This is a genomic window from Marichromatium gracile (assembly GCF_004343155.1).
Classification (GTDB): domain Bacteria; phylum Pseudomonadota; class Gammaproteobacteria; order Chromatiales; family Chromatiaceae; genus Marichromatium; species Marichromatium gracile.
On record NZ_SMDC01000004.1, the window covers coordinates 182999 to 198493 of the forward strand.

Consider the following 15495-nt stretch of genomic DNA (forward strand, 5'->3'; position numbering starts at 1 on the left):
GGCGGCGTCCTGCGAGAAAGATGACGATCCTGTTTCGAAACCCTTACCCGTGTGCTTTACTCAGGTATAGCCTTACCCCGCCGGAGTCGTGCCCATGCCCCACCCCGCCGCCACGTTCGCGCTGCTCTGCTGTCTGCTCGGCGTCCTGCCCCAGCCGCGGGCCGAGACGCCCGCCTGTCACCAGCCCTTCGCCCACCCCGAGGCTGGCGCCGAGCGGCTGCGCGCGATCGCCCGCGACTGCGACGACCCCGTCCTCGCCCGGCTCTATCACCACCGCGCCGCACATCGCGAGGCGCTCGGCGAGATCGCCCTGCTCGCCCGGCTGCAGCGCGCCCACGGCAATGCCGACCGACTGCGGCTGCATCAGGGACGCATCCACGCCGCGCTGCTCGAGGGCTTCGCCGCACGCGCCTGGCGCGGCGGGCGCGCCGAGACCCTCGACGCCCTCGCCCGCGGCTACGCCCGGGCGATCGACCGGCTCGAGCGCACCATCGCCGGCCAGGACCTGGCCTACGGCGGGCGCTGAGCCCCTCAGCAGGCCTCGACGCGCAGACAGTGCACGCTGAACAGCCGGTGCGGGTCGGTCCACACCCGCTCGGGGACGAAGCCCGCGCCGGCGGCCAGCTGGTGGAAGCCGGCGATGTCGTACTTGTAGGAGTTCTCGACATGGATGCGCTCGCCAGCGGCCAGGACGAATTGCTCGCCGGCGACCTGAACACGCTGCTCGCTCAGCGCCTCGAGATGGACTTCGATCCTGCCGAGTGCATCGTTGTAAAAAGATCGATGGACGAATGCCTTCAGGTCGAAGTCCGCCATGAGTTCCCGGTTGAGTCGCTCGAGCACATTCAGGATAAAGGCGGACGTCACGCCGCGATCGTCATCATAGGCCCTCTCCAGGGTTGCGCGATCCTTCTGTAGATCAATCCCCACCAGCAACCGCCCACCAACACCAATCAGTTTCGCCACCCGCCCCAGCAGGGCGCGCGCCTCCTCGGGCTCGAAGTTGCCGATGCTCGACCCGGGGAAGAAGGCCGCCAGGCCCTCTCGATCGCCCTCGATCGGCAGCTCGAAGGGGACGGAATAATCGGCGCAGGTGGCATGGATGGCCAGCGCCGGGAAGTGCTCGGCGAGCGACTCGGCGGAGGCGCGCAGGTGCTCGCGGGAGATGTCGATAGGGATGTAGATCTCGGGTTCGAGCGCGGCGAGCAGGATGCGGATCTTGAGGCTGCTGCCGCTGCCGAGTTCGAGCAGCACCCGACCGCGCCCGAGCAGGTCGGCCATCTCCTCGCCGTGATCGCAGAGGATCCCGATCTCGGTGCGGGTCGGGTAGTACTCGGGCAGTTCGGTGATGGCGTCGAACAGTTGCGAGCCGCGCTCGTCGTAAAGAAGCTTTGGCGACAACCGTTTAGGCATCGACGAAAGCCCGGCAAGAACCTCGGCGCGCAGGTCGTCCGGGGTCGGGTGGGCATCGAAGAAGCGTACCCCGGGCGCGACCCCCGGACGGGGCGAGTGCAGGTTGCTGGGGGCGAGCGTGGCCTCGGTGTTCATCATTCGACCTCCGCGAGTCTGAATCCCTTGAACTGCCAGCGTTCGTGGGGATAGAAGAAGTTGCGATAACTGAGCCGCAGATGGTCGCGCGAGCTGACGCAGGAGCCGCCGCGCAGCACCATCTGGTTGCACATGAACTTGCCGTTGTACTCGCCGATCGCGCCGCCGGGGGCGCGATAGCCGGGATAGGCGAGATAGGCCGAGGCGGTCCACTCCCAGAGATCGCCGAAGAGCTGGCGCAACCCGCTGCCGCGCGCCGGACGGGGATGGAGCAGGCCGCTGTCGAGGAAGTTGCCGGCGCGTTCGACACCGGCGGCGGCGTGCTCCCACTGCGCCTCGGTCGGCAGCGACTTGCCCGCCCAGCTGGCGTAGGCATCGGCCTCGTAATAGCTGACATGACAGACCGGCTCGGCGGGGTCGAGCGGGCGCATGCCGCCGAGCGTCAGCGTCTGCCACTGACCGTCGACCCGCTCCCAGTAGAGCGGCGCCTCCCAACCCTCGGCGCGTACCCGCGCCCAGCCGTCGGAGAGCCAGTGGGCGGGATCGTGATAGCCGCCGTCCTCGACGAAGGCGAGGAACTCGGCGTTGCTCACCAACCGGTCGGCGAGCGCGAAGGGTTCGAGGAAGGCGCGATGGCGCGGGCGCTCGTTGTCGTAGGCGAAGCCCTCGGGCCCGGCGCCGATCTCGACCAGCCCGCCGTCGAACGACACCCAGTCGAGCGGCTCGGGCACGCCCGGCGGCGGCGCCGCGAGATCGGCGCGATAGGCCGGGCGCAGCGGGTTGTGGGCGAGGTTGCGCTTGATGTCGGTGAGCAACAGCTCCTGGTGCTGCTGCTCGTGATTGAGCCCGATGCGCAGGCGCAGCTCGACGCGCGCCCAGCGCTCGGCGTCGCACTGCTCGATCAGGCGCAGCATGGCCGCGTCGACATGGCGGCGATAGTCGTAGACCTCCTCGACCCGGGGGCGCGACAGCAGCCCACGCTCGGCGCGCGGCCAGAAGCCGCTGCCGGTCTGCTCGTAGTAGCTGTTGAACAGATGCGCGAAGCGCGGATCGAAGGGGCGATAGCCATCGAGCGACGGCAGCAGCAGGAAGGTCTCGTAGAACCAGGAGACATGGGCCAGGTGCCACTTCGGCGGGCTGGCCTCGGGGACGACCTGGAGGCCGTAATCCTCGATGGCGAGCGGTTCGCAGAGGTGTTCGGTAAGGGCGCGGACCCGGCGGAACTCGTCCGCGAGCCCGGCGCGCGCGCCATCCGTTGGTGTTGGGTGCATCTCGTCCTCGCTTCGGCTGCAGGTGGGACGACGGCGGACCTCGGTCACACCGCCTGCGGACCTCGATCCCTGAGTGTGCGGTCACCGCCGAAGAATCCAAACCCGATGCCGCAAGGCTGGGGATGCGACGCACACACCCCAATGTGCTCGCTGTACAACCCGATTCGCGGCGCGCTCCGCCCGCGGCGCGGGGCACGTCCACCGAACCCCGGAGCAGTGAGATGACGCGCACCCCCTTCTTCCCCAAGTTCGCCGACCTGCCGACGGAACTCGCGGTCTTCCCCCTCCCCGGCGCGGTGCTGATGCCGGGCGTGCAACTCCCGCTCAATATCTTCGAGCCACGCTATCTGCGCATGATCAATGACGTCCTCGCCGCCGATCACCTGCTCGGCATGATCCAGCCGCAGGAGACGCCGGGCGAGGACGAGACGCCGACGCCCGCCCCGCTCCATCCGGTCGGCTGCGCCGGGCGCATCACCAGCTACAGCGAGACCAGCGATGGGCGCATCGTGCTGGTGCTCACCGGGGTGTGTCGCTTCCGCGTCACCGGCGAACTCGCCGAGCGCGCCGGCTACCGCCGGGTGGCGCCCGAGTGGCGGGACTTTGCCGCCGATCTCGACGAGCCGGTGTCCGGCGCGATCGCCGAGCGGCGCCCCTTTCTCGTCGCGCTCGAGCGCTACTGTCAGGTACGCCGGGTCGAGGTGCCGTGGCAGGACCTCGAGCAGATGCCCGACACCGACCTGGTCAACCTGCTCTGCGCCCACCTGCCACTGAGCCCGGAGGACAAGCAGGCGCTGATCGAGACCCTGGAGACGCCGGCGCGCGCGGTGCTGATGCGCGGCCTGCTGGAGATGGCGACGATCGCCGACATCGACGTCGACGACCAGCGTCACTAGCGACCGACGTCGGACTCAGCGCGCGATCTCCGGATGGCGACGATCGCCGACATCGACGTCGACGACCAGCGTCACTAGCGACCGACGTCGCGCTCAGCGCGCGATCTCCGGATGAGCGACGCGGATCACGATCCTGCCGACGTGCTGCTTGTCGAGAAAGGCGCGCTGCGCCTCGCGCAGTTGCGCGAGATCGAACGCGGCGGCGACCCACGGCCGGATCTCGTCGCGCTCGATATAGCCGATGTCGACGAGATCGCCGCCGCACTCCGCTGCCCGCCCGGCGCTCACCCGGGTGGCCTGAGCGCGGCGACGAGGATTGAAAACCCCGCCGGTCGGCGCCCATCTAGGCTCAACGCTTCAGTACAAGCCAGATGAGGTAAGCAACCATGGCAGTCACCCTGACCGAGGCGGCCGCGCGCCACGTCTCCCGGATGATCGAGCAACGCGGACAGGGGGTCGGGCTGCGGGTGGCGACGCGCAAGAGCGGCTGCTCGGGCTTCGCCTACGAGGTCGACTACGCCGACGCCGTCGCGCCCACCGATCAGGTGTTCGAGAGCCACGGCATCAAGATCGTGGTCGACGACCAGAGCCTCGCGCACATCGACGGCACCGAGATCGACTTCGTGCGCTCGAGCCTGCTCAACCTCGGCTTCGAGTTCCGCAACCCCAACGTCAAGGACCAGTGCGGCTGCGGCGAGTCCTTCAGCGTCTAGCACGGATCCGGTAGACTCGGTCGGCCGCGCGCCCCGCGCGACCGACCCCAGCAACCAACCGCAGCGATCCACCATGCATCAAGACGCCGCCATCCAGGCCATCATCGACGACTTCGACCTGCTCGACGACTGGGACCAGCGCTATCAGTACCTGGTCGAACTCGGCGAGCGCCTCCCGGCGATGGACCCCGCCGACAAGACCGAGGACAACCGCGTGGTCGAGTGCATGAGTCTGGTGCACGTCGTCGCCCGCCCCGCCGAGGGCGGACGGCTGGTCTATGCCGGCGACTGCGACACCGCCATCATCAAGGGCGTGGTGGCGCTGCTCGTCGGGCTGTTCTCCAACCGCAGCGCCGAGGAGATCGCCGCGCTCGACGTCGACGACCTGTTCACCGGGCTGGCGCTCGACGAGCACCTCAGCCCCAACCGTCACGTCGGCGTCTTCGCCATCGTCAACAAGATGCAGCGCCAGGCCGCCGCGCTCGCCGCCTGAACCTCCGCTCAGCCCAGGCGCAGCGGCAGCGCTCGCTGACGCTCGCCCCCGGCCGCCGCGATCGCCGCAGCCAGCGCCGGGGAGAGCGCCAGCGGCCCCAGATCCCCCACCCCGCCCGGGGTCGCGGCACCGGCGATCAGCTCGACCTCGACCTCGGGCATCTCGTCGAGACGCAGCAGCCGATAGTCGGCGAGCGCGCGCTGCTCGACCCGCCCGGCGGCGAAGCTGATGCGCTCGCCGAGCGCAACGCTCAGGCCGAAGGCGATGCCCCCCTCCATCTGCGCGCACACCCCGTCGGGGTCGACCGCCAGGCCGCAATCGACCACGCACCACACCCGCGCCACCCGCAGCCCGTCGCCCGCGGCGCGCGGCGCCACCTCGACGACCTGGGCGACCAGACTGTCGTAACCGGTGGCCAGCGCGATGCCGCGTCCGTGACCCGGGGCCGGCGGCTGCGACCAGCCGGCCAGCGCGGCGACGCGCTCGAGCACCGCGCGCGCGCGCGGCTGGTCCTCGAGCAGCGCCAGACGCAGCGCCAGCGGATCGCGACCGGTGGCCGCGGCCAGTTCGTCGAGGAAGCACTCGACGACATGCGCGTTGTGCGCCCGCGCGCCGCCGCGCCACAGCCCGAGCGAGACCGGCAGATCGGCGCGACGGTACTCGACGCGCAGCGCCGGCAGTGCGTAGGGCAGCGCGGTGGCGCCCTCGACCAGGGTCGGGTCGAGCCCGTCGGCGATCTCATCGGGCGCCAGCCGCGCCAGCACCGAGGGACCGACGATACGGTGATACCAGGCGCGCGGCAGGCCCTCGGCGTCGAGGGTGGCGCGCAGCCGGTGACAGGTCATCGGGCGGTAGTGATCCTGGGTGAGATCGTCGGCGCGGGTCCACACCACCTGCACCGGTCGCCCGAGCCGCTGCGCCAGCTCCACGGCGTCGGCGACGAAATCCTGCTCGACCCGACGACCGAAGCCGCCGCCGAGCAGGGTGGTGCGCACCTCGATGCGCTCGGGCGCGAGCCCGGTGATGCGCTGCGCCGTCTCCAGCACCCGTTGCTGGGCCTGGGTGGGGACATGGATCACACAGCGCTCGGCACTGACCTCGGCGGTGCAGTTCATCGGCTCCATGCAGACATGGGCGAGGAAGGGCAGGCTGTAGTCGGCCTCGACCACCCGCTCGGCCTGTTCGAGCACGGCCAGCGCATCGCCGCGCGACTCGGCCAGCGCCGCGCCGTGCGCATCCAGGCGCGAGCGCAGCCGCGTCTCCATCCGCGCCTGATCGGCCGCGGGATCGGCCGCGGGATCGCAATCGATCTCCAGCGCGGCGCGCCCGCGCAGCAGACTCCAGGTATCGCGCGCCACCACCGCGACACCGTGCCGCACCGCCAGCACCGCCTCCACCCCCGGCACCGCGCGCGCGGCATCGGCGCGCCAGGCGCTGACCCGCGCGCCGCTGAGCGGACAACGCGCCACGCTGGCATAGCGCATCCCCGGCAGCCGCACGTCGAGCCCGTAGCGCGCCGCGCCCACCACCTTGTCCGGGGTGTCGAGCCGGTGCTGCGGGGTACCGATCAGTCGCCACTGCGCGGGCGCCTTGAGCGCCACCGACTCGGGCAGCGGCAACCGCGCCGCCGCCTCGGCCAACGCGCCATAGCCGAGCCGGGTCTCGCCGTCGGGGTGATGGACCGCGCCCCGGTGCGCCCGGCACGCCTCCGGGGCGACCCCCCAGCGTGCGGCGGCGGCGCGCACGAGCAGGGTCCGCGCCACCGCGCCGGCCTCGCGCAGCGGTCCCCAGGCATCGCGCACCGAGGTGCTGCAGCCGGTGGCCTGCTCGCCGAGCAGACGATTGACATAGTCCGGCGCCACCGGCGCCGGTTCGAGTTCGAGCTGGTCGAGTCCGACCTCCAGCTCCTCGGCCACCAGCATCGGCAGCGCGCTGGTCACCCCCTGGCCCATCTCCGAGCGCGCCAGCATCAGCACCACCCGACCGTCGCCGTGGAGACGCAGCCAGGCGCCGGGGGCGAACGTGCTCGCAGCATCGTCGGGCGTGTCCGTCTGCTCGGCGTCGGCGGCACCGATGCCGAGCACCAGACCGCCACCGGCGAGCAGGCCGAGCCTGAGCAGGGCGCGGCGACTCAGCCGGAGACCGGGATCGGCATCAACCATTGTGCACCTCGGGGTTGGCCGCGCGCTGGATGGCGCGGCGGATACGCGCATAGCTGCCGCAACGGCACAACACCCCGGACATGGCCGCGTCGATCTGCCCGGGGCTCGGCTGCGGGTGCGCGGCGAGCAGCGCCGCGGCGCTCATCAGCTGGCCGGACTGGCAGTAGCCGCACTGCGGCACCTCCTCGACGATCCAGGCCAGCTGCAGCGGGTGACGACCGTCGGGCGAGAGCCCCTCGATGGTGGTCACCTCGCGCCCCGCGACCTCGCCCAGGGTCACGCCGCAGGAGCGCACCGGCTCGCCGTCGAGGTGCACGGTGCAGGCGCCGCACTCGCCCTCGCCGCAGCCGAAGCGGGTGCCGGTCAGCCCGAGATGATCGCGCAGCGCCCACAGCAGGGGCATGTCGGGGTCGAGATCGAGCCGCACCGGCTCGCCGTTGAGGGTCAGGGTGATCATGGCATCCATCGCGTTCGGGTCGCGACCGGGCGAGACGCACCGGTCCCCAACCGGCCGGACCGCGCCGCGGGGTCCGCCGGAACCTGCCGCGGGGCCCGCCTGACGGCGACGCCGGTCTCTGTGGCGAGCACCCGGACGGCGCGTTAGGATTGCAAATTTCCACCCCGGGCGAAAGGGAGTCGACCGCGCCCGCGCGCTGAACCATTGCTCGCCGGCACTGCCTCACTCGGGGTGAGACCGGTGCAGCGACACCCGCGCCACCGCCCCAGCCGTCACAGGATCGACGTCATGCCCGTACCGCACCGCGCCCCCCCGCCCCGTCCACTGCCGCTGCTGCTGACGCTGCTGTGCGTCGCGCCGCTCCTCGCCGCGGCGCCGCCGAGCGGGGTGATCGTGGCCACCGCCGCGCAGACCGAACTGGCCGAGCGCGTCGAGGCGCTCGGCACGCTGCGCGCCAACGAGTCGGTGATGATCACCTCCAGGGTCACCGAGACCATCGCCGCGCTGCACTTCGATGACGGCCAGCGCGTCGAGCGCGGCGCGCTGCTGGTGGAGCTGACCAGCGCCGAGGAACAGGCGCTGCTCGAGGAGGCGCAGGCGCGCCGCGCCGAGGCCGAGCGCCAGTACCGTCGGGTGAACGCCCTGGTCGCCCAGGACTCGGCCGCCGTGTCGCTGCTCGACGAGCGCCAGCGCGACCTCGAGACCAGCCGCGCGGTGCTGGTGGCGCTCGAGTCGCGGCTGGCCGACCGCGTCATCCGCGCCCCCTTCGCCGGGGTGCTGGGGCTGCGTCAGGTCAGCCCCGGCGCCCTGGTCGAGCCCGGCGACCCGATCACCACCCTCGACGACGACGCCGAGATGAAGCTCGACTTCACCGTGCCCAGCCGCTATCTCGCCGGGCTCACCCCGGGGCTGCGGGTCGAGGCGCGCACCCGCGCCCATGGCGAGCGGGTGTTCGTCGGCGAGGTGCGCGGCGTCGACAGCCGGGTCGACCCGGTGACCCGCGCGGTGCTGGTGCGCGCCATCCTGCCCAACCCCGAGCGGCGGTTGCGCCCGGGGCTGCTGATGCGTCTGGAGCTGCTGTTCGATCCGCACACGGCGGTGGTGGTGCCGGAGGCGGCGCTCCTGCAACGCGGTCAGCGTCACTTCGTGCTGGTGGTCGCGACCGACGGGACCGGACGGACGGTGGCCGAGCAGCGTGAGGTGCACATCGGCATCCGCCGTCCCGGCGCCGTCGAGATCCGTGACGGGCTGGACGTCGGCGAGCGGGTGATCACCGATGGCCACCAGCGGGTGCGTCCCGGCGCCGAGGTGCGGGTGCTCGCCGTCGATACGGGCGATGCGCCGCTGCAGAGGCTGCTCGAGGAGTCGGAGACGTGATCCTCTCCGATCTCGCCGTCACCCGCCCGGTGCTGGCCACGGTCTTCGCGCTGCTGCTGGTGGTCTTCGGGCTGGTCTCCTTCGACCGTCTGGCGCTGCGCGAGTACCCCGACATCGATCCGCCGGTGGTGTCGATCGAGACCGGCTATCCGGGGGCCGCGGCCAGCGTCGTCGAGACCCGCATCACCCGGCTGATCGAGGATCGTATCGCCGGGGTCGAGGGCATCCGCACCCTGGAGTCGAGCAGCGAGGACGGGCGCTCGACCATCACCGTCGAGTTCACCACCGATCGCGACATCGACGGCGCGGCCAACGACATCCGCGACCGCGTCTCCGGCGTGCTCGACCAGCTCCCCGACGAGGCCGAGCCGCCCGAGATCCAGAAGGTCGACAGCAACGAAGACGTGATCATGTGGCTCAACCTCACCGCCGAGGGGTTGAGCGTGCCGGCACTCACCGACTATGCCCGGCGCTATCTGGTCGATCGGCTCTCGGTGCTCGACGGGGTGGCGCGGGTGCGCGTCGGCGGCGCCCAGGTCTATGCCATGCGCATCTGGCTCGACCGCAACGCGCTGGCCGCGCGCGGGCTCACCGTGGCCGACGTCGAGCAGGCGCTGCGCGCCGAGAACCTGGAGCTGCCCGCCGGCAGCATCGAGTCGCGCGACCGTCAGTTCAGCGTGCGCCTGAGCCGCGCCTTCGCCACCGCCGAGGACTTCGCCCGGCTGGTGGTGACGCGCGGCGACGACGGTCATCTGGTACGTCTCGGCGACATCGCCCGGATCGAGCGCGGCACCGAGGAGGACCGCACGCTGTTTCGCGGCAACGGCGTGGCCATGGTCGGGCTCGGCATCATCAAGCAGTCGACGGCCAACACCCTCGCCGTGGCCGAGCGCGCCAAGGCCGAGATGCGCCGGCTCAACACCAGCCTGCCCGAGGGCATGGTGATCCGCCAGAGCTACGACTCCTCGGTGTTCGTCGCCGAGGCCATCGCCGAGGTCTACAAGACGCTGGCGATCGCCATCGCGCTGGTGGTGCTGGTGATCTATCTGTTTCTCGGCAGCGTGCGCGCGATGCTGGTGCCGGCGGTGACGGTGCCGGTGTCGCTGATCGCCACCTTCACCGTGCTGCTCGCGCTCGGCTTCTCGGTCAACATCCTCACCCTGCTGGCGCTGGTGCTGGCCATCGGGCTGGTGGTCGACGACGCCATCGTGGTGCTCGAGAACATCCACCGCCGTATCGAGCAGTATGGCGAGAGCCCGCTGGTGGCGGCCTATCGCGGCGCCCGTCAGGTCGGCTTCGCGGTGATCGCCACCACCCTGGTGCTGATCTCGGTGTTCGTGCCGATCGCCTTCCTCGAGGGCGACCTGGGGCGGCTGTTCGGCGAGTTCGCGCTGACCATGGCCGCGGCGGTGGCCTTCTCCTCGCTGGTCGCGCTCACCCTCTCGGCGAGCCTGGCCGCGCAGATCCTGCCCGCGAGCCACCAGCCCGGCGCACTGGCCCGCGCCGTCGACCGCGGCTTCGTCTGGCTGCGCCGCGGCTACGCGCGGCTGCTCGGGGTGCTGCTCGCGCGCCCCTGGGTGGTCGGACTGGCCTTCGCGCTGACCCTCGGCGGCGCCGCCTGGCTGCTCGACCGGCTGCCCCAGGAGTACACCCCGAAGGAGGATCGCGGCGCCTTCTTCGTGCTGGTCAATGGTCCCGAGGGCGCCTCCTTCTCCTACATGGAGGAGTACATGGACGAGATCGAGCGCCGCCTGCTGCCCTATGCCGAGTCGGGCGAGGCGATCCGCGTGCTGGTGCGCGCGCCGCGCGCCTTCGGCACCCTGGAGCGCTACAACTCGGGGATCGTGATCATGGTGCTCGCCGGCTTCGATGCGCGCCGCTCGGGCTGGGTGATCATGGACGAGGTGCGCGCGCGGCTTGCCGACCTGCCCGGGGTGCGCGCCTTCCCGGTGATGCGCCAGGGCTTCGGCGCGCGCATCCAGAAGCCGGTGCAGTTCGTCATCGGCGGCGGCACCTACGAGGAGCTGGCCGCGTGGCGCGACGCCCTGGTCGAGTCGATCGAGACCGACAACCCCGGCCTGGTCGGGCTCGACTGGGACTACAAGGAGACCAAGCCGCAGTTGCGCGTGGCGATCGACTACGACCGCGCCGCCGACCTCGGGGTGCGTATCGAGACCATCGGGCGCACCCTCGAGACCATGCTCGGCTCGCGTCAGGTCACCACCTATCTCGACGACGGCGAGGAGTACGACGTCATCCTCGAGGGCGAGCGCGACAGCCAGCGCACCCCCGGCAGTCTGGAGAACCTCTATGTGCGCTCGGCCCACGGCGACGCCCTGATCCCGCTCTCCAACCTGGTGCGGGTCAGCGAGCAGGCCGACTCCCAGCAGCTCAACCGCTACAACCGCATGCGCGCCATCACCCTCTCGGCCAACCTCGCCCCCGGGGTCTCGCTCGGCGCGGCGCTCGACGCGCTCGATGCGCGCGCCGCCGCGCTGCTGCCCGAGCACGCGCGCATCGACTACCGCGGCGAGAGCCGCGACCTGCGCAGCGGCGCGGCGGGCATGGCGCTGGTGTTCGGGCTCGGGGTGCTGGTGGTGTTCCTGGTGCTGGCGGCGCAGTTCGAGAGCTGGATCCACCCGCTGGTGATCATGCTCACCGTGCCGCTGGCGATGGCCGGGGCGCTCGGCGGGCTGTGGCTGAGCGGGCAGACGCTCAACATCTACAGCCAGATCGGGCTGATCATGCTGGTCGGGCTGGCGGCCAAGAACGGCATCCTCATCGTCGAGTTCGCCAACCAGCTGCGCGATCAGGGACGCGAGTTCCGCGACGCGCTCACCGAGGCGGCCGACGTGCGCCTGCGCCCGATCGTGATGACCGGCATCACCACCGCCGCCGGCGCCGTGCCGCTGCTGCTCTCGAGCGGCGCCGGGGCCGAGACCCGGGTGGTGATCGGCACGGTGATCCTCGCCGGGGTGATCGCCGCGACCCTGTTCACCCTGTTCGTGGTGCCGGTGGCCTACGACCTGCTCGCCCGGCGCACCGACTCACCGGCGGCGCTCAGGCGCCGTCTGCAGCACGAGGCGTCGGCGCGGCGCGACTGAGCCAGTCGCGCTCGAGCACCTCGGGGTCGAGCGGGCGGGCGTAGAGGAAGCCCTGCACCTGGTGACAGCCGTGACCGCGCAGGAAGGCCGCCTGCGCCTCGGTCTCGACGCCCTCGGCGATGGTCTCGAGGCCGAGCGCGACGCCGAGTGCGATGGTCGCCTTGACGATCTCGGCGTCGCTGGGGTTGTGGGTGACGTCCTTGACGAACTCGCGGTCGATCTTGATCTTGTCGGTGCGCAGGTTGCGCAGATACTGCAGCGACGAGAAGCCGGTGCCGAAGTCGTCGATGGCGAAGCGCACGCCGATCTCGGAGAGACGGATGATGTCGGCCTGGGTGCGGGCATCGGCCTGGATCAGCACCGTCTCGGTGAACTCCAGCTCCAGCTCATCGGGCCGCGCACCGGTGCGTTCGAGCACCGCCAGGATCTGCTCGGCGAAGGCCTCGTCGCCGACCTGCTCGGCGCACAGATTGACCGCCACCCGCCCGAAGACCAGCCCGCGCTCGCGCCACGCGCGCGCCTGCCGACACACCGCCTCCAGCACCCAGGCCGAGATCGGGCGGATCATGCCGCGCCGCTCGGCGACCTCGATGAAGGCGCCGGGGTGGAGCAACCCGCGCTCGGGATGGCGCCAGCGCACCAGTGCCTCGACCCCGACCAGCGCGCCGCTGCGCAGATCGACCTGCGGCTGGTAGTGCAGCCACAGCTCGTCGCGCTCGAGCGCGCGCACCAGCTCCGAGGCGATCTGGATCTCGTGGCGCAGCTGCTCGGTCATCGCATCGGCGAAGAAGGCATGGGTGCCGCGCCCCGCCTCCTTGGCCTTGTAGAGGGCGACGTCGGCGCGCGCGATCAGGTCATCGACGTCGAGGTCGTGGCGGTCGGCCACGGCGATGCCGATGCTGGTGTTGGTGCTGATCGCGCAGTCGGCGAGGGCGAAGGTGTCGGTAAAGCAGGCCACCACCTTCTCGGCCAGCGCCGCGGCCTCGCCGGGGTGCGTGATCGGCACCTGCAGCAGCGCGAACTCGTCGCCGCCGAAACGGGCGAAGACGTCGCTGGCGCGGACCACCTCGCTGATGCGCCGCGCCACCGCACACAGCAGCTCGTCGCCGACCGGATGGCCGAGGCTGTCGTTGACGTCCTTGAAGTGGTCGAGATCGAGCATGTGCAGCGCGAAACGCTGGCCCGAGCGCCTGAGCAGCGCCAGCGCCCGGTCCACCTCCTCCTTGAACAGCATCCGGTTGGGCAGCCCGGTGAGCCCGTCGTGGAAGGCCAGGTGCTGGATCTCGGCCTCGACGCGCTTGCGCTCGCTGATGTCGTGGAAGGTCACCACCGCACCCTCGATCCGCCCCTCGCGCAGGATCGGGGTCGACCAGTACTCGACCGGGAAGTGACTGCCGTCGCCGCGCCAGAACACCGCGTCGCTGACGTGATAGGCGCGGCCCTCGCGCATCGCCCGCAGCATCGGGGTGTCGGTCTCGCCGATCGCACTGCCGTCGGGGTGCGAGTGATGGATCAGGGCGTGGATGGCGCGCCCGGTGAGCTGCTCGGCCGGGATGCCGAGCAGCCGCGCGGCGGCCGGGTTGACGAAGGTCGCGCGCGCCTCGGGGTCGAGTCCGAACACCCCCTCGGTGCTCGAGTCGAGCAGCAGCCGCGCGCGCTCCTCGGCCTGGCGGGTGGCGCGCTCGACCCGGGCGTGCTCCATCACGATCGCCGCCAGGTCGGCCGCCGACTCGATCAGCTCGATGTCCTCGTCGCTGGGCACCGAGACCTCGGTGGCATAGATCGCGAAGGTGCCGAGCACCACACCGTCGGGGGCGATGATCGGCTGCGACCAGCAGGCACGCAGCTCGGTACTCAGCACCAGGTCGCGCGACGAGCGCCAGAAGGGGTGCGACAGCAGATCGGTGACCACGACCCGCCTGCCCTGGCTCACCGCATGGCCGCAGGAACCCACGCCCGGCCCGACCACCAGCCCCTCGGCGGAGCGCCGAAAGTGCTCGGGCAGACCGCGGGCGGCGGCATTGTGAAGCGTCCGGGTCGATGGCTCATAGCGATAGATCGCACACAGGGTCCGTGGCGAGACCCGATCGATATAGTCGATGATCGCCTCCAGCGCCTCCTGCTGGGGGCGGCCACGGGCGAGCAGTTCGAGCACCCGGTTGCGCCCGTCGAGCAGGGTCCGCGAGCGATGATAGTCGGTGATGTCGTGGGCGACGCTGACGAAGCCGATCACCCGGCCCTGCGCATCGCGCCGGTAGTTCCACTCCACCTGCAGATCGATGACCCGACCGTCGCGGGTGAAGTTGCGGTTGAAATAGGTCGTCGGCGGCGGCTGCAGCCGGGCGAAACGACGCAGATCCTCGGCAAGCCTGGTGCGCTCCTCGGCAACGACCAGCTCGGTGGCGTGCATCCCCACCAGCGCATCGCGGCGGTAGCCGAGCAGCCGCGAGGTGGCCGGGTTGACATACCGGATCACGCCGTCGAGATCGATCTCCATGACCGCGTACTGCTGCACCTCGACCAGGGTGCGGAATCGGCCCTCGCTCTCACGCAGCGCGCGCTCGGCGGCGCGCTTGCGATCGAGCATGCGCGCGGCGGCGCGGGCGATCAGCGCCGACTCGCGAAAACGCATCCGTACCGGTTGCAGCGCCAGCTCGGGATCGCTGCCGGCGCGGGCGAAGAAGCGTACGAAGGCGACGACATCGGCGCGGGCATCACGCCCGACACGCCATGCCAGCACCAGCACGACGAGCAGGATCAGCACCAGCCCGACGGCCAGGGTGAGCAGCTTGGCGCGCAGATCGGCAACGACGGCGCGACGACGCTCCGCGACCACCTCCTCGAAGCGATCGAGCAGACAGCCGGCACCGACATACCAGCCCCAGGGCGCGATCGACTCGACATAGCTCAGCTTGGGCGCGGCACGCCAGCCCGGGAAGGACGGCATCAGATACTCGACGAAACCGCCGCCGGACTGGGCCGTGGCGATCAGCTCGCGCACCACCGGGCGTCCGCTGGCATCGGTGACCGTGAGCACGTTGCGCCCGCGCACCGGACCGAGCAGCGAGATCCCGTCCCAGCGCCCGGCAAACAGCAGCGCCTCGCTGCCCTGGTTGCGGATCTCCAGCCATTCCAGCACCCGGCGTTGCGCCTCACGCTCCAGACGCGCGGCCTCGGCGCCGCGCGCCGCCTCCACCGCGAGCAGCTGGCGCTGATAATGGGCGAAACGCACCGCCTCGCCGACCCGCGCCTGCAGCCCGGCGCGGACCTCGCGCAGATGGTAGGCATGCAACGCTTCGGTCTCCTGGTGCAGGGCGTGGAGATCGAACACCACCACCGTGATCATGCTGAACACGGCAGCGGCGATGGAGACGACGAGGGTCTTGCGAGTCAGGCTCGCGACGAAGGAGGCTGAACTGGGCATGGGTTCGGGCACATCGGCATCGGCCAGCGACGCCGGCGCAGCGACGTCCG

At 71.1% G+C, this 15495-nt stretch carries 12 protein-coding genes; 6 read left to right on the forward strand and 6 right to left on the reverse strand.

All coding sequences use genetic code 11. The features are described 5' to 3' along the window. Positions 1-94 precede the first annotated feature (94 nt). A complete protein-coding gene (locus EDC29_RS08410; protein ID WP_132229405.1) occupies positions 95-526 on the forward strand; it encodes a hypothetical protein in 432 nt (143 codons plus the stop codon). Positions 527-531: 5 nt separating this feature from the next. Here EDC29_RS08410 and egtD read toward each other — a convergent pair whose 3' ends face one another. Together egtD and egtB are read right to left on the reverse strand one after the other, a co-directional pair. Beyond that, on the reverse strand, positions 532-1551 hold the full coding sequence (gene egtD / locus EDC29_RS08415; protein ID WP_132229407.1) for an L-histidine N(alpha)-methyltransferase: 1020 nt from the start codon (positions 1549-1551) through the stop codon (positions 532-534). Continuing rightward, complete coding sequence (gene egtB / locus EDC29_RS08420) at positions 1548-2819, reverse strand: ergothioneine biosynthesis protein EgtB (protein ID WP_123141027.1); 1272 nt, start codon at positions 2817-2819, stop codon at positions 1548-1550. Before egtB ends, egtD begins: the two co-directional genes overlap by 4 nt. A 221-nt stretch (positions 2820-3040) precedes the next feature. Between egtB and EDC29_RS08425 the strand changes: the two genes are divergently transcribed. Continuing rightward, positions 3041-3715: an LON peptidase substrate-binding domain-containing protein gene (locus EDC29_RS08425; protein ID WP_123142898.1), complete on the forward strand. Its 675-nt coding sequence runs from the start codon at positions 3041-3043 to the stop codon at positions 3713-3715. Between the two features lie 93 nt (positions 3716-3808). Here the strand turns inward: EDC29_RS08425 and EDC29_RS08430 are convergent, their stop codons facing one another. Next, the gene (locus tag EDC29_RS08430; protein WP_200189358.1) at positions 3809-4003 is read right to left on the reverse strand and encodes a hypothetical protein; all 195 of its coding nucleotides are present in this window, start codon (positions 4001-4003) and stop codon (positions 3809-3811) included. Positions 4004-4101: 98 nt separating this feature from the next. On the opposite strand from EDC29_RS08430, the gene EDC29_RS08435 reads away from it, so the two are divergent. Both EDC29_RS08435 and EDC29_RS08440 read left to right on the forward strand, forming a co-directional pair. Next, complete coding sequence (locus EDC29_RS08435; RefSeq protein WP_123141006.1) at positions 4102-4428, forward strand: HesB/IscA family protein; 327 nt, start codon at positions 4102-4104, stop codon at positions 4426-4428. A gap of 73 nt (positions 4429-4501) precedes the next feature. Continuing rightward, entirely contained in the window at positions 4502-4921 is a 420-nt protein-coding gene (locus EDC29_RS08440; RefSeq protein WP_123141007.1) for a SufE family protein, read from the forward strand. A gap of 8 nt (positions 4922-4929) precedes the next feature. On the opposite strand, the gene EDC29_RS17630 is transcribed toward EDC29_RS08440, so the two are convergent. After that, positions 4930-7083 (reverse strand): xanthine dehydrogenase family protein molybdopterin-binding subunit, encoded by a 2154-nt coding sequence (locus EDC29_RS17630; protein WP_123142899.1) that lies wholly within the window; start codon positions 7081-7083, stop codon positions 4930-4932. Beyond that, on the reverse strand, positions 7076-7540 hold the full coding sequence (locus EDC29_RS08450; RefSeq protein ID WP_123141009.1) for a (2Fe-2S)-binding protein: 465 nt from the start codon (positions 7538-7540) through the stop codon (positions 7076-7078). Before EDC29_RS08450 ends, EDC29_RS17630 begins: the two co-directional genes overlap by 8 nt. Positions 7541-7828: 288 nt before the next feature. Between EDC29_RS08450 and EDC29_RS08455 the strand changes: the two genes are divergently transcribed. Continuing rightward, positions 7829-8917, forward strand: a complete 1089-nt coding sequence (locus tag EDC29_RS08455) for an efflux RND transporter periplasmic adaptor subunit (RefSeq protein ID WP_132229409.1) — start codon at positions 7829-7831, stop codon at positions 8915-8917. Next, positions 8914-12021: an efflux RND transporter permease subunit gene (locus tag EDC29_RS08460; protein WP_132229411.1), complete on the forward strand. Its 3108-nt coding sequence runs from the start codon at positions 8914-8916 to the stop codon at positions 12019-12021. Before EDC29_RS08455 ends, EDC29_RS08460 begins: the two co-directional genes overlap by 4 nt. Here the strand turns inward: EDC29_RS08460 and EDC29_RS08465 are convergent. Beyond that, positions 11978-15445 carry an EAL domain-containing protein gene (locus EDC29_RS08465; RefSeq protein ID WP_123142902.1) on the reverse strand — a complete coding sequence of 1156 codons (3468 nt, stop codon included), beginning with the start codon at positions 15443-15445 and terminating at the stop codon, positions 11978-11980. The two genes, EDC29_RS08460 and EDC29_RS08465, sit on opposite strands and share 44 nt — an antisense overlap. Positions 15446-15495: the final 50 nt, after the last annotated feature.